Consider the following 13,934-nt stretch of genomic DNA (forward strand, 5'->3'; position numbering starts at 1 on the left):
TTAATTTTCATTTTAAAGCTTATATTCTCATCATCATTTGATAGCGATTCCATTCCGCTTGCTCCCTGTATGGTATCTTCTATCCACAAGAATGCAGTTTATTCCAATAAACAAACCATCATACTTATTTTCCCTATTAATACGGATCCTTACTATTATAATATCTTTTTCTTAAAGCCTGAACCATTATGACTTTCTAACAGGTCTACTATAGAGGATAAATGTATTGACACTTACTATAACATTTACCTACACTGATTTAGTATAGTAATAATAGTGGGAATGATATGAGTTGTAGAACTCTTAAAATATTATATTTTATACTAATAGTTTAACATATTGATTTACCACTATTCGCTAGTAACTTATAACGTAAAGGGGATTAACAAAATGCAAGATCACTCGCATACTCCTGCGAAGACAGGATTACCCAGAAAAAGTTGGCGGGTTTGGTGGAAATTAACCAGGCCACACACATTAACAGCTGGTTTTACACCTGTGTTGGTTGGAACAGCGCTGGCTCATGAACATATACCTTCGCTGAATATCGGGTTATTTGTGGCTATGATGGCTGCCGCACTGCTTATCCAAATTGCCACGAACCTATTTAATGAATATTATGATTTCAAAAAGGGACTCGATAATGAGGAATCCATTGGGATTGGTGGCGGAATCGTACATGAGGGTTTATCACCAAAGTCGATTCTTACATTAGCACTCGTTCTGTATGGTATATCAGCACTGATAGGTGTTTATATATGCGCAAATAGCAGCTGGTGGTTGGTACTCATCGGATTATTATCAATGTCAATGGGATACTTATATACTGGTGGACCGCTCCCAATAGCCTATACCCCATTTGGCGAGATTACATCCGGTTTCTTTATGGGCTGCCTAATTATCTTGATTTCTTATTTTATTCAAACTGGAAATGTGACATTAGATGCATGGCTCGTAACTGTCCCATTCTTTTTGACTGTGGGTGCTATTTTGTTATCAAATAATATTCGCGACAGAGTCGGGGATAAAAAGGGCGGCCGAAAAACATTGGCAATCCTCATTGGCAAGAAAAATGCCATTATCGTACTGGCAGCCATGTTTGCTCTCTCCTATGTATGGGCATTCGTACTAGTGTTCTCAGGTATTACTTCTCCTTGGACATTACTTGTGCTATTGAGCATTCCAAAAGCGGTACAAGCCGTGAAAGGATTTGTTGGCAATGATACTCCACCGGAAATGATGCCTGCCATGAAAGCAACAGGCCAAACGAACACTTTCTATGGTCTTTTATTTGCATTTGGTATGTATATTGGATTCTTCTTCTAAATCTTTTAATAAGCCTCTTAGTAGAGGCTTATTTTTTTCTGCTCTAATCTTGCTATTTCTCTTAAATGTTTTTCTACTGTGTGATGGGGTAAATGTAACAATACAAGTTACTTATTACAGTTAAGGAAGTGGTAGCATGCTAAGTAAAAATCAACTTCAAGCTATAACAGATAGATTAAAAGAACAAAAAGAAGAATTTCAAAGCAAATTAAATACAAAAAGAAACAGCCGACTCGACCTAAGTGAGCGTGAAGCATCCGGAGAACTATCATCCTATGATAATCATCCTGGCGATCTCGGTACAGAATTATTTGAGCGTGAAAAAGATGTGGCTCTGGAAATACATGAAGAAGAGCAATTGAATGAAATTGAAACAGCGTTGTCTGCAATAGAAGAAGGCACATACGGTGTATGTAAAGAGTGCGGAAAGGATATTCCATACGAAAGACTTGAGGCCATTCCATCCACTCTCTATTGTATCGAGCATTCAAAAAAACAGGAATTAAGCAATCACCGTCCAATTGAGGAAGATGTCATTCAGCCACCAAAGCCAGATTCCCTTCAAAGAACATATGATCATCGAATAGAAGACTACACAGACAGTTATCAAGAAGCCGCCCAATACGGAACCTCGGAAACTCCATCCGATATGGTTAGAGATGCAAAAGGATATGAAGATCTTTATCCAGATCAAACAGAGGATGAAGGTTTTGCAGATGAAGTTGAGTCATTCGTTGGTAATGGTCCAGACGGAGAACGTAAAGTATATCAAAGCGATGCAAAAACCGATTATGAAGAACGCCTGGAAGATGAAAACCTAGAGTCAAATTTAGGAGATATTCCTTACCGAAAAAGAGATAGTTATGTGGACAACAAGAACAAATAAGGCAGCCTATTGGCTGTCCTTTTTTCTTTGCTGCTATATATAACTATAACCTTTCAAGAAGTTCCAGTGAGCTGTTTTTCATTTGATAATTATCTAATTAATAGTTCATAACAGTTACATATGACAAAAAGTAGCTTCTACATATTCAAAACATTACACATGGTAAAAAGGCAACCTATATTCATTTAATCAATGGAATATAGATTGCCTTTATCTATTTTACATAATTTATTTGTTTCTTTGATTTATAGGGTTTACGTTCCAGATGTCTGTTGCATATTCCTGAATTGTTCGGTCACTTGAGAAAAATCCTGAATTAGCAATATTTATTACACTTGATGAGTTCCATTTCTTTTTGTCTTGATAAGATGCCTCTACCTTTTCCTGTGTACTTGCATAGGAACCAAAATCCCTTAATACAAAATATTGATCATTTTCTAATAGCAGAGAATCATATATCATATCAAACATTCCAGATGTATTCGGGAAGAATCCATTAATTAATTGGTTTACAGCCTGATGAATTCTTCGATCAAGCATATAATATTCTGAGGAGTGATAACCTCCATGTGCGTTGTAATTCATAACTTCCTCTGACGATAATCCGAATGTAAAGATATGTTCTTCTCCGACTCTCTCAAAGATTTCTACATTAGCCCCATCCATTGTACCGATGGTCAAAGCACCATTCATCATAAATTTCATATTACCTGTTCCTGATGCTTCTTTACTTGCAGTCGAAATTTGTTCACTTAATTCAGCTGCAGGGAATATTTCTTCAGCCAGAGATACCCGATAATTTTCGAGAAATACGACCTTTATATAATCTTTTGTGTCCGGATCATTATTTACTTTATCCGCCACGGTGTTAATCAATTTAATAATTTTTTTGGCATAGTAGTATCCTGGGGATGCTTTAGCTCCAAATATAAAGGTACGCGGATATGGCTTGAAATTTGGCTCTTCCTTCATTCGATTGTATAAATACATAATGTGAAGAACATTTAGCAATTGGCGTTTATACGCGTGCAAACGTTTGACCTGGACATCAAAAATACTATCTGGATTAACGGTTATACCATTTTGTTCTTTAATCCGCTTAGCCAGCTTTTTCTTATTGTCTGCTTTCACTTTCATTAGCTCTTCTAAAAAGGAAGAATCCGTACTAAACCGCTCCAATTCCTTCATATATACCGGATCAATTTGCCATTTATCGCCGATTGCTTGCGAAATTAAACGGGAAAGTCCTGGATTGGATTTCAATAACCATCTGCGATGAGTAATACCATTGGTTTTATTATTAAACTTTTCAGGAAAAACCTGATAGAAATTGTTCATTTCTCTCTTCTTGAGAATCTCAGTATGCAGATGGGCTACTCCGTTTATACTATGGCTGCCTGCAATAGCCAGATGGGCCATTTTAACCTGATCATGAGCAATGATAGCCATATCCTCTATTCTTTGCCACTCACCCGGATACAGCTCCCATAATTGCTGACAGAACCGCTCGTTAATCTCATTCACAATCATAAAGATCCTTGGCAATAATGGTTGGAATAAACGAATTGACCATTTTTCCAATGCCTCAGAAAGCGTCGTATGATTCGTATAAGATATCGTTTTTGTGGTTACTTCCCATGCTTCTTCCCATGACATTTTTTCTTCATCCAATAAGATCCTCATTAATTCCGGGATGGCCAGAACAGGGTGAGTATCATTTATATGTATTGATACGTATTCATGCAATTTGCTCATAGGAATATTCTTTTTGCGGTATGTCTTTAATATGGTATGCAAACTGGCTGAGACAAGGAAATACTGTTGTTTTAAACGCAGAATTTTCCCGCTGTCTTCTGTATCATCCGGATAAAGAAATTCTGATACCAATTCTGTATCACGCTTGTAACGCATAATATCGCGATGATAAGGAGCCGGGGCAGGCTCAGCATTCCACAATCTGAGTGTATTCACCGTTTCATTCTGATAGCCAACAACCGGTATGTCATAAGGTACAGCCATTATTGGCTCTGTATCAATATGACGGAAACCTAAACGGCCATCAGAATCTGTATAGGATTGTACTTCTCCCCAAAAAGGTACCATTACTGCCTGATCGGCTTTTCGAACCTCCCATACATGTCCATTTTGAAGCCATTGCTCTGGATATTCAACTTGTACGCCATCAATGATTTTTTGCTCAAATAAACCATATTTATAGCGAATACCACATCCATGACCAGGCAATTCCAAAGAAGCAATGGAATCCATGAAACAAGCAGCTAATCGGCCTAACCCACCATTACCGAGCGCAGAATCCGGCTCAAGTGTTTCCAGCTCCGAAAAGCTAATCCCTAAATCCTCAAGCCCGTCTTCCACTACTTTTTGTATGCCAAGATTTAAGACATTACTCCCCATAATTCTACCGAGTAAAAATTCAATTGATAAATAGTAGACCTGCTTTGTCTTCGTTTCTCTATATAATTGATTGGTTTTAATCCAATTCTTACTTATATATTCACGAATCATAATTCCTAAAGTATGATATTGCTCCTGCGGAGTCGATTCTGAAAATGTTTTTCCATAAGACATTTCAAGCTTAGATATAAAGGCTTCCTTAAACAGTTCTTTATTATCAAACATCTAAATCAGATCCTCTCAGTCAAGTCTTTATACAAAACCTCATACTCTGCTGCTGAACGTGCCCAGCTATAGTCCTTCTTCATCGAGTTCTTAACAATCTTTTTCCACTCAGAAGGATTATGATAAAAAGATAATGCCCGACGTATTGTATAAAGCATGTCATGAGCATTAAAGTTAGTAAATGAAAAACCATTGCCCTCGCCAGTAAATTCATTATATGGCTGTACAGTATCTCGCAGACCCCCTGTTTCCCTAACAATCGGCAATGTACCATATCTCATTGCTATTAATTGGCTTAATCCGCAAGGTTCAAATTTAGAAGGCATAAGGAACAAATCAGCTCCAGCATATATTTGATGGGCTAAATCTTCATTAAAACCAATATGAACCCTTAATTTATCCTGATACCATTGGGACGTATAACCAAAGAAATGCTCGAATTGCGGATCGCCTGTACCCAGCATGATCATTTGGATATCTTCCTGCAAAATCTCATGGAATACAGCTCTAACCAGATCAAAGCCTTTCTGAGAGGTTAAACGCGATACAACGGCAATCAGCGGCTTGCTATCATCTACCGGTAAATTGAAATACTCCTGGAGATAACGTTTATTCGCTTTTTTGCCTTTCAGAGAATTGACTGAAAACTCGCTGGCAATCGCAGCATCTTTTTTTGGATTATATAAGTCATTGTCAATTCCATTTAAAATCCCATATAAATCTGAGTCTCTTGCCTGAAGCAATCCATTCAGACGCTCACCGTAATAGTCAGTTTTAATCTCCTCTTTATAAGTAGGGCTGACAGTAGTTATTGCATCTGCATAAACCAGTGCTGATTTCATAAAGTTGACGTTCCCGTCAAATTCCAACTGGTTAAAGTAGTCATCATGAATCCCCAGTACATCATCAAGAAAACTTTTTCCATAAATGCCTTGGAATTGCAAATTATGAATTGTAAATATATTTTTGATGTTTGCTAATTTCGTATTCTGGTGCTGAGTTTTCAATAAGAATGGAATCATTCCCGTATGCCAATCATGTGTATGAATAACATCCGGTAAAAATGGAATATGATAAAGTGCTTCAACAGCCGCTTTACAGAAATAAGCAAAACGTTCACCATCGTCAAATTGCTCATAAAGTTTTGGTCTATGGAAATAATATTCATTATCCATAAAGTAATAAATGACACCATCATATTCAGCTTCAAAAATACCGCAATACTGTCTTCTCCAGCTTAACTGAACTTCAAATTCAGCAATTTTTTTCGCTGAATTAAAAAAATGAGTAGGTATCGTCCCATACTTAGGAAGCAACACTCTTACCTCATGACCTAACTTTTTTAATTCTTTAGGAAGAGAGCCGGCTACGTCAGCCAGCCCTCCAGATTTAGCAAAGGGTACACATTCAGATACTACAAATAATACATTCACGAGTTCATCAACGCTCCTTGTTTTACACCTTTTTGAATAACAATTGGTTGGAATGGAGACCCAATCAGAACTGTTCCATCAGCAATTTCTACATCCTTATCGAGGATTACATAATCGAGTTTGCAATTCTTACCGATTTTTGTTTTTTGCATGATAATGGAATTTTTAATGGAAGTACCTTCATCAATATTAACGGCCCTAAAGATGATACTGTGCTCTACTTCACCTTTTATGATAGAGCCGTTGGCAACCATTGATTGGCTTACATGAGACTTCTCACTATACTTGGATGGCGGCTCATCCTTAACTTTTGTATAGATAGGACATTCCTTCATGAATAACTGACTCCAATTTTCTTCTTTAAGAAGATCTATACTTGATTGAAAATAGGCATTAATAGAATTGATATTCGCCAGATAACCTTCATACTGATAAACACAGATAGCGAAGTCGGAATAATGATCTTCCACAACATCCTTTAAACATTTGTACCCAGTTTGTTTCCGCTCGTCAATTAATTTAACAAGCAGTTCTTTTTTAAGGATGAACATTTCAAGTGATTCTTTATCTTTTTTGATTTCCGTAATATCACATTTGTTTTGTATATGATATTTAAGAACAGCATTAAAATCGATATTGCAAACGGTTTGACTGTTAGCAACAATCACATACTCCTGTTTACTTCTTTCAAGATAGGTCATATGATAAGCAAAGTGATCAAACGCATGAACCTCACCAGATACATCTTCTGTATGAGGCACCGGGAGGAAGAATAGTCCATCTCTTTTTCTATTCAAATCCCAGTTCTTACCTGTTCCCAAATGGTCCATTAACGATCTGAAATGTGCTTGTGGATAAACAGCTACATTAGATATTCCCGAATTAACCATGCTTGAAAGAATAAAATCTATTAAACGGAAACGACCAGCTATTGGTAATGCTGCAACATTCCGACTTTTTGTTAAAATATCCAGTGATTCAAAACTATTCGTGGCATCTATAATACCTAATAGTGATTTACTCATATTTTCAACGCCTTTCACTATATCAAGATAATTTTATAACATTTTCTTCTGTTAACAGTTCAGGATTAACCAATATAACATCTTCATCATCAATAGGTCTGATCACCTGGTTATCCGGTATAACAGCACCTGGAGGAATAATAGCCTTTTCAATATAGACATTCTTTCCGATAACTGCATCTGACATGATTACAGAATCTTTAACATGTGCGTCTTTGCCAATCTGTGCTCCATAGAAAACGACTGATTTTTCCACCTTACCTTCAACTATACATCCTTCGTTAATCAGTGATTCTTTAACCTCTGCTTTGTTAGATAGATATTGTGGTGGTCTGTTCGGATTAACTGAATAAATGCGCCATGAATAGTCATAAAGATTTAATTCACACTCTTCATCCAGTAAATCCATATTAGCTTCCCAATAACTTTTCAGTGTACCAACATCTTTCCAATATCCTTCAAATGGATAAGCATATACCTTTTTATCATCATTTAATAATAAAGGTATGATATCCTTACCAAAATCCCTTGTTGAATCTTCATTTTTAGCATCTTTTATCAAATAGTCTTTTAGAACTTTACGATTAAATATATAGATACCCATAGAGGCTAAATTATTTTTCGGATTTTTCGGTTTCTCTTCAAATTCCATTACAGAATAATCTTCTCTGGTGTTCATGATTCCAAATCTGCTTGCTTCATCCCAAGGAACAGGAATAACAGAGATAGTCGCATCTGCTCCTCTTTCCTCATGGAAGCTCAACATTTTATCATAATCCATTTTGTAAATGTGATCTCCTGAGAGAACAATCACATAATCCGGATCATATTGATCGATATAGTTTAAGTTTTGGTAAACCGCACTTGCTGTACCCGTATACCATCTCATTTCCTTTGAAGCAGAATAGGGAGGTAATACAGTTACTCCGCCATCTTTTAAATCGAGATCCCAGGCACTTCCGTTAGAAAGATAGGAATTAAGCAATAACGGCTGGTATTGCGTTAATACCCCTACCGTATCTATTCCAGAGTTCGTACAGTTACTTAATGTAAAATCTATAATTCTATATTTACCGCCAAATGGGACTGCCGGTTTTGCAACATCAGCTGTCAAAGCCTCAAGCCTTGTTCCTTGTCCTCCTGCCAGTAGCATTGCGACTATTTTTTTCTTTGCCATTTTTATTTAACTCCTTCCGTTTTTTAATGGGACGCAGTACAGTAATTCCAAATGGAGGTACCTTAATCTTTACGTGATATGGTCTCCCATGAAAAGAACCTTCTTCTGCGATGATTTTCTTTTTATTAACATGATCGCTTCCACCATATTGGACAGCATCACTATTTATGACCTCTTTGTACTCCTGTTTATCAGGTACTCCAACTTTATATTCTTCATAAGATATATTTTTGAAATTACACAGTACTATCAATGGATTTCCTTCTCGATCACGACGAATAAATGAGAATATGGACTGATCGGTGTTATGAACATCAATCCACTCAAATCCTTCAGGATAATCATCTAACTCATATAACGGCTTTGACCGTTTGTAAAACTTTAGTAAGTCTGCAAAGAAATGATTTAATGTTTGATGAGAATCATAATTTAGTAGATGCCAATCAACCTGTTCTTTATCCTTCCATTCTGAGAACATCCCCAGCTCTCCACCCATAAATAATAATTTTTTCCCCGGGTGGGTTGTCATAAATCCCATGAGTAATTTCAACTGAGAAAATTTTTCTTCGTAGCTTCCTGGCATTTTATCAAGAAGAGATTTTTTACCGTGGACCACTTCATCATGTGACAAAGGTAAAATAAACCGTTCCGTATAAGCATACATTAAGGAGAATGTTACTTTATTATGAAGATCCTTTCGAGAACACGGATCTGATTCCATGTACTCTAAAATATCGTTCATCCAACCCATATTCCACTTATATGTAAATCCTAAACCTCCCTCACTAGCTGGCTTAGTTACGTTAGGCCAATCAGTTGAGTCTTCAGCCATCATAAGAACTGTAGGATCGGATTCTTTTACAACTTGGTTAAGTTTCTGTAAAAAATCTATAGCATGTGGATTAACGTCACCACTATATGTATTGGGCCAATAAATGATATTTGCGACAGCATCCACTCTAAATCCATCTATGTGAAAATACTTCATCCAATATCTTGCGTTGGATATTAAAAAACTATGAACTTCTGGTTTGCCCAAGTCAAAATTTGCTGTTCCCCATACTGGATTCTCTCTGTGTTTGAGATCAGAGTATTCATAAACAGGTGATCCATCAAACATAAATAAACCATGAGCATCTTTACAATAGTGACCAGGTACCCAATCAAGCAATACACCTATGTTATGCTGATGACATTGATCGATAAAATATTTCAAGTCTTCAGGCCTGCCATATCGGCTTGTTGGTGAATAATAACCTGTACTCTGATAGCCCCATGATCCGTCGAACGGATGTTCAGTTAGTGGCATTAGCTCAATATGTGTAAAGCCCTGTTCAACTACATAGGGGATGAGTTCATCAGCCAGGTCACGGTATGTATAAAATTCCTCAATCTTGCATTCATCGCTCGGTATAGACACTTGGCCTTCCTGGATATGTTTTCTCCATGTTCCTGCATGAATTTCATAAATAAACATGGGGTTCTCATCTTGTTGTTTCTTTGTTTTTTTCTTAAGCCAAGACGCATCATTCCATTTATATGAATCATCTATAGGATATACGACAGATGCCGTATGAGGCCTTATTTCTGAATAGAAGGCATACGGATCACTCTTTAGAGCTATGGCTCCAGATGCTGCTTCAATTTCATATTTGTATATATGTCCGTCCAGGTTTTTATCTACCAGAAGCGTCCAAATACCCTGTTCAGAAACTCTTTTTAATTCATAACCGTTACCATTCCAATTATTAAAAGAACCCACCAAGCGTATCTGACGGGCGTTTGGTGCATATACTGTAAACCTTGTATGTATATCATCATTTACCTTTATCAAATGGGAACCGAACAGTTTATATGCATCATAAAGAGAGCCTTCATGAAACAAATGGACCTGATAGTCTGTTGGGATAGCATTAGGCATATTATCACCCTTTCTCGAATTTTCTCAATATACTAATTAAACTACTTATTCTGTAACTAAATCAAATGCAAAAATTGTTAATTTAGCTCTAAAAAGCTTTTTTTCACTACTTTTTGGAATTAGTAAGATAAATTAACAGGTATCAGTATAATATATCCAAAATATAGTATATAGAAACTTAAATACTATTATTTTTATGTTAAATATTTCATTATATTGAGAAAAATATCAATGAAGTGGTCTACCACTCAAAAACGAGTTAATTAATTAAAATGTTTACTTAATAAAGTTGTGTAAGAAAATATTAAATTATTTGTTTATTATAGTATTTATCTATAGTAAACAAAATATTCTCATAATTCAAGACCAAAAAGGGAACTTAGATACTTTGGCATATAATATATCTTTCAACATAGAACTTTAGGAAATACAATCGAGGAAAGGATGATTGTGTTGAGTTAATTCTTCTGAGGGCTTCTTTATAATCGATTGAGGATTTAAGAATTAGTATATTCTCTATAAGAGAACATTATCCGTGAAATTTTTTAAATACAAACCTTTACAATTACTTTCCATTGTCTCACGGATCTACTGATTAAAGCAAGACTTAAATAAATGATACCCTCTCAGAAAACTATAAGAAGATGTCTATGCGAGCTTCAATTGCTTATTTATGTTGATATATGGATCATATGAAGGTTTATCGTGAGGCATATTTAATAGCAGAATTTAATACTTAATTTAGGTGGAGTGGAGGTTCGAACAGTAAAATTAGTATAGGGCAAAATGAGAAGGGCTTATAGCAATATTTCCCCAATTCCCAAATGGGGAAACAATTCAAGAATTGACTCACACATCTATTCAAATTACAGGTAGAAGTAGATTTTCAATTTGGTTGATATAATCCTTACTAAAGAAATCATAAAATTTTACTTGGTATTCCTCTTAAAAGTACTTGATGATCAGTTCGGCTTTATTCTCGTTCTATTTTAGACTTTAACCGTTATTAGAATTTTACCTTTGCCTTCTTATAAGGCGTTTAGGAGACAATGTATTGACGGACTGAGCTCTTTTGGCAGTTATGTTTTAATTATTAAGATTTCATTTATTAAAATAATATATAAAAAAACCATGTACATCATGTACATGGTTTTTATGACCCCTACGGGATTCGAACCCGTGTTACCGCCGTGAAAGGGCGGTGTCTTAACCGCTTGACCAAGGGGCCAAATGGCGGAGAAGGAGGGATTTGAACCCTCGCGCCGGTTACCCGACCTACACCCTTAGCAGGGGCGCCTCTTCAGCCTCTTGAGTACTTCCCCAAATATGGCTCCGCAGGTAGGATTCGAACCTACGACCGCTCGGTTAACAGCCGAGTGCTCTACCACTGAGCTACTACGGAATAATGGTATATGGGCCTAAATGGACTCGAACCATCGACCTCACGCTTATCAGGCGTGCGCTCTAACCAGCTGAGCTATAGGCCCGAAGTAAAATTTGGAGCGGGTGAAGGGAATCGAACCCTCATCATCAGCTTGGAAGGCTGAGGTTTTACCACTAAACTACACCCGCACTCTATGGGGCGGCTGATGGGAATCGAACCCACGAATGTCGGAACCACAATCCGATGCGTTAACCACTTCGCCACAACCGCCGTGCATTGTCTTTTTAAAGTTATGGTGGCTCAGGACGGAATCGAACCGCCGACACAAGGATTTTCAGTCCTTTGCTCTACCGACTGAGCTACTGAGCCGTTTTGTATCTTTGTATTTCTCTGATGCTGCTCAATGTCTTACTGATGAGCTAACATTTTATAAATGGCGGTCCGGACGGGACTCGAACCCGCGACCTCCTGCGTGACAGGCAGGCATTCTAACCAACTGAACTACCGGACCATTTATTGCGGGGACAGGATTTGAACCTGCGACCTTCGGGTTATGAGCCCGACGAGCTACCAGACTGCTCCACCCCGCGACAATAATAATTTGTTTCCATATACTACAAGGTATTTAAGGTATATATGGCGGAGGAAGAGGGATTCGAACCCCCGCGCGGTTTAACCCGCCTCCCGGTTTTCAAGACCGGTCCCTTCAGCCAGACTTGGGTATTCCTCCATATATAGTGGTGGACCTTGTAGGACTCGAACCTACGACCGGACGGTTATGAGCCGTCTGCTCTAACCAGCTGAGCTAAAGGTCCTATTTGGTAGCGGCGGAGGGGATCGAACCCCCGACCTTACGGGTATGAACCGTACGCTCTAGCCAGCTGAGCTACACCGCCAAATATTGAATCCTATTAAAGTTTATAATGGTGGAGCCTAGCGGGATCGAACCGCTGACCTCCTGCGTGCAAAGCAGGCGCTCTCCCAGCTGAGCTAAGGCCCCATAAGTTTTAGATGGTCGGGAAGACAGGATTCGAACCTGCGACCCCTTGGTCCCAAACCAAGTGCTCTACCAAGCTGAGCTACTTCCCGCAAAAAGATGGCGCGCCCGAGAGGAGTCGAACCCCTAACCTTTTGATCCGTAGTCAAACGCTCTATCCAATTGAGCTACGGGCGCATTTTTTTTGCAAAAAACTAGTGCCGAGGGCCGGTCTCGAACCGGCACGGTAGTCACCTACCGCAGGATTTTAAGTCCTGTGCGTCTGCCAATTCCGCCACCCCGGCATATAACTTGGCATTGGAGCGGAAGACGGGATTCGAACCCGCGACCCCCACCTTGGCAAGGTGGTGTTCTACCACTGAACTACTTCCGCATATAAGTGCGGGTGAAGGGACTTGAACCCCCACGCCGTAAGGCGCCAGATCCTAAGTCTGGTGCGTCTGCCAATTCCGCCACACCCGCATTTTGTAAATGGTGAGCCATGAAGGACTCGAACCTTCGACCCTCTGATTAAAAGTCAGATGCTCTACCGACTGAGCTAATGGCTCGTACTGATGGTGCCGGCAAGAGGACTTGAACCCCCAACCTACTGATTACAAGTCAGTTGCTCTACCAATTGAGCTACACCGGCTTAATAGATTTAAATGCTTTTCTAAGACACTTAATTATTATAACTTATGTTTTTTATAATTTCACCAAGTATTTTTTGGTAATTTTTAATTTTATAATGGTGGAGGATGACGGGATCGAACCGCCGACCCTCTGCTTGTAAGGCAGATGCTCTCCCAGCTGAGCTAATCCTCCATTTTATTGCCTGGCGACGTCCTACTCTCACAGGGACTCGCGTCCCAACTACCATCGGCGCTGAAGAGCTTAACTTCCGTGTTCGGAATGGGAACGGGTGTGGCCTCTTCGCCATCGTCACCAGACGATTTTGTCAGCGACATTTATTATTATATCGTATTTCTGACATTTTTCAAGAGAAATTTTAAAGAAATTTTATCTTTTTTTCGTTCTCTCAAAACTGGATAATGTAAGTTTGGCAAGTATGCTTGATTCATTTGGTTAAGTCCTCGAACGATTAGTATCCGTCAGCTCCATGTGTCACCACACTTCCACCTCGGACCTATCAACCTGATCATCTT

At 38.3% G+C, this 13,934-nt stretch carries 7 protein-coding genes, 21 tRNA genes and 2 rRNA genes; 2 read left to right on the forward strand and 28 right to left on the reverse strand.

The genetic code is table 11. The annotated features are described in order from the left end of the window. Window positions 1–390: 390 nt before the first annotated feature. Window positions 391–1,326: a 1,4-dihydroxy-2-naphthoate polyprenyltransferase gene (locus AC4G3O_RS16330; protein ID WP_066109220.1), complete on the forward strand. Its 936-nt coding sequence runs from the start codon at window positions 391–393 to the stop codon at window positions 1,324–1,326. Between the two features lie 136 nt (window positions 1,327–1,462). Continuing rightward, window positions 1,463–2,212, forward strand: coding sequence for a TraR/DksA C4-type zinc finger protein (locus AC4G3O_RS16335; protein ID WP_066109223.1), 750 nt, complete (start codon window positions 1,463–1,465; stop codon window positions 2,210–2,212). A 228-nt stretch (window positions 2,213–2,440) separates the two neighbouring features. Here the strand turns inward: AC4G3O_RS16335 and AC4G3O_RS16340 are convergent, their stop codons facing one another. The 28 genes from AC4G3O_RS16340 to AC4G3O_RS16475 form a co-directional block, all read right to left on the reverse strand. Then, window positions 2,441–4,852: a glycogen/starch/alpha-glucan phosphorylase gene (locus AC4G3O_RS16340; RefSeq protein WP_066109224.1), complete on the reverse strand. Its 2,412-nt coding sequence runs from the start codon at window positions 4,850–4,852 to the stop codon at window positions 2,441–2,443. A gap of 5 nt (window positions 4,853–4,857) precedes the next feature. Next, a complete protein-coding gene (gene glgA, locus AC4G3O_RS16345; RefSeq protein ID WP_066109225.1) occupies window positions 4,858–6,285 on the reverse strand; it encodes a glycogen synthase GlgA in 1,428 nt (475 codons plus the stop codon). Further along, window positions 6,282–7,310 carry a GlgC family sugar phosphate nucleotidyltransferase gene (locus AC4G3O_RS16350; protein WP_066109229.1) on the reverse strand — a complete coding sequence of 343 codons (1,029 nt, stop codon included), beginning with the start codon at window positions 7,308–7,310 and terminating at the stop codon, window positions 6,282–6,284. The genes glgA and AC4G3O_RS16350 overlap by 4 nt, the downstream gene beginning before the upstream one ends. Before the next feature lie 22 nt (window positions 7,311–7,332). Then, a complete protein-coding gene (locus AC4G3O_RS16355) occupies window positions 7,333–8,487 on the reverse strand; it encodes a glucose-1-phosphate adenylyltransferase (protein ID WP_066109232.1) in 1,155 nt (384 codons plus the stop codon). After that, the gene (glgB, locus tag AC4G3O_RS16360; RefSeq protein ID WP_066109235.1) at window positions 8,429–10,408 is read right to left on the reverse strand and encodes a 1,4-alpha-glucan branching protein GlgB; all 1,980 of its coding nucleotides are present in this window, start codon (window positions 10,406–10,408) and stop codon (window positions 8,429–8,431) included. The genes AC4G3O_RS16355 and glgB overlap by 59 nt, the downstream gene beginning before the upstream one ends. Before the next feature lie 1,156 nt (window positions 10,409–11,564). After that, a tRNA-Glu gene (locus AC4G3O_RS16365) sits at window positions 11,565–11,636 on the reverse strand. Window positions 11,637–11,639: 3 nt separating this feature from the next. After that, a tRNA-Ser gene (locus AC4G3O_RS16370) sits at window positions 11,640–11,730 on the reverse strand. A gap of 5 nt (window positions 11,731–11,735) precedes the next feature. Next, window positions 11,736–11,810, reverse strand: a tRNA-Asn gene (locus tag AC4G3O_RS16375). Between the two features lie 11 nt (window positions 11,811–11,821). Then, a tRNA-Ile gene (locus tag AC4G3O_RS16380) sits at window positions 11,822–11,895 on the reverse strand. Between the two features lie 11 nt (window positions 11,896–11,906). After that, window positions 11,907–11,980: transfer RNA gene (locus AC4G3O_RS16385), tRNA-Gly, on the reverse strand. Between the two features lie 6 nt (window positions 11,981–11,986). Continuing rightward, window positions 11,987–12,062: transfer RNA gene (locus AC4G3O_RS16390), tRNA-His, on the reverse strand. Between the two features lie 23 nt (window positions 12,063–12,085). Continuing rightward, window positions 12,086–12,161, reverse strand: a tRNA-Phe gene (locus AC4G3O_RS16395). 65 nt (window positions 12,162–12,226) lie between these two features. Further along, a tRNA-Asp gene (locus AC4G3O_RS16400) sits at window positions 12,227–12,303 on the reverse strand. Between the two features lie 5 nt (window positions 12,304–12,308). Then, window positions 12,309–12,382 (reverse strand) — tRNA-Met (locus AC4G3O_RS16405). A gap of 47 nt (window positions 12,383–12,429) precedes the next feature. After that, window positions 12,430–12,522 (reverse strand) — tRNA-Ser (locus AC4G3O_RS16410). An 8-nt stretch (window positions 12,523–12,530) separates the two neighbouring features. Continuing rightward, a tRNA-Ile gene (locus AC4G3O_RS16415) sits at window positions 12,531–12,607 on the reverse strand. A 4-nt stretch (window positions 12,608–12,611) separates the two neighbouring features. Further along, window positions 12,612–12,688: transfer RNA gene (locus AC4G3O_RS16420), tRNA-Met, on the reverse strand. Between the two features lie 28 nt (window positions 12,689–12,716). Continuing rightward, window positions 12,717–12,792, reverse strand: a tRNA-Ala gene (locus AC4G3O_RS16425). A gap of 12 nt (window positions 12,793–12,804) precedes the next feature. Then, a tRNA-Pro gene (locus AC4G3O_RS16430) sits at window positions 12,805–12,881 on the reverse strand. An 8-nt stretch (window positions 12,882–12,889) separates the two neighbouring features. Then, window positions 12,890–12,966 (reverse strand) — tRNA-Arg (locus tag AC4G3O_RS16435). Window positions 12,967–12,987: 21 nt separating this feature from the next. Next, window positions 12,988–13,073 (reverse strand) — tRNA-Leu (locus tag AC4G3O_RS16440). Window positions 13,074–13,087: 14 nt separating this feature from the next. Next, window positions 13,088–13,162 (reverse strand) — tRNA-Gly (locus AC4G3O_RS16445). Window positions 13,163–13,169: 7 nt separating this feature from the next. Continuing rightward, window positions 13,170–13,251 (reverse strand) — tRNA-Leu (locus AC4G3O_RS16450). Window positions 13,252–13,261: 10 nt separating this feature from the next. Next, window positions 13,262–13,337: transfer RNA gene (locus tag AC4G3O_RS16455), tRNA-Lys, on the reverse strand. 7 nt (window positions 13,338–13,344) lie between these two features. Then, window positions 13,345–13,420, reverse strand: a tRNA-Thr gene (locus AC4G3O_RS16460). Window positions 13,421–13,517: 97 nt separating this feature from the next. Continuing rightward, window positions 13,518–13,593 (reverse strand) — tRNA-Val (locus AC4G3O_RS16465). Window positions 13,594–13,601: 8 nt separating this feature from the next. Continuing rightward, window positions 13,602–13,718 (reverse strand): 5S ribosomal RNA (gene rrf, locus AC4G3O_RS16470). A gap of 132 nt (window positions 13,719–13,850) precedes the next feature. Continuing rightward, window positions 13,851–13,934: ribosomal RNA gene (locus tag AC4G3O_RS16475) — 23S ribosomal RNA — on the reverse strand; the annotation flags it as partial.

This window comes from Bacillus sp. z14 (2026) (assembly GCF_058313575.1).

Coding starts and splice junctions, on each gene's coding strand:
- AC4G3O_RS16330 (WP_066109220.1), top strand. CDS start 391: ATGCAAGATCACTCGCATACTCCTGCGAAGACAGGATTACCCAGAAAA.
- AC4G3O_RS16335 (WP_066109223.1), top strand. CDS start 1,463: ATGCTAAGTAAAAATCAACTTCAAGCTATAACAGATAGATTAAAAGAA.
- AC4G3O_RS16340 (WP_066109224.1), bottom strand. CDS start 4,852: ATGTTTGATAATAAAGAACTGTTTAAGGAAGCCTTTATATCTAAGCTT.
- AC4G3O_RS16350 (WP_066109229.1), bottom strand. CDS start 7,310: ATGAGTAAATCACTATTAGGTATTATAGATGCCACGAATAGTTTTGAA.
- AC4G3O_RS16355 (WP_066109232.1), bottom strand. CDS start 8,487: ATGGCAAAGAAAAAAATAGTCGCAATGCTACTGGCAGGAGGACAAGGA.
- glgB (WP_066109235.1), bottom strand. CDS start 10,408: ATGCCTAATGCTATCCCAACAGACTATCAGGTCCATTTGTTTCATGAA.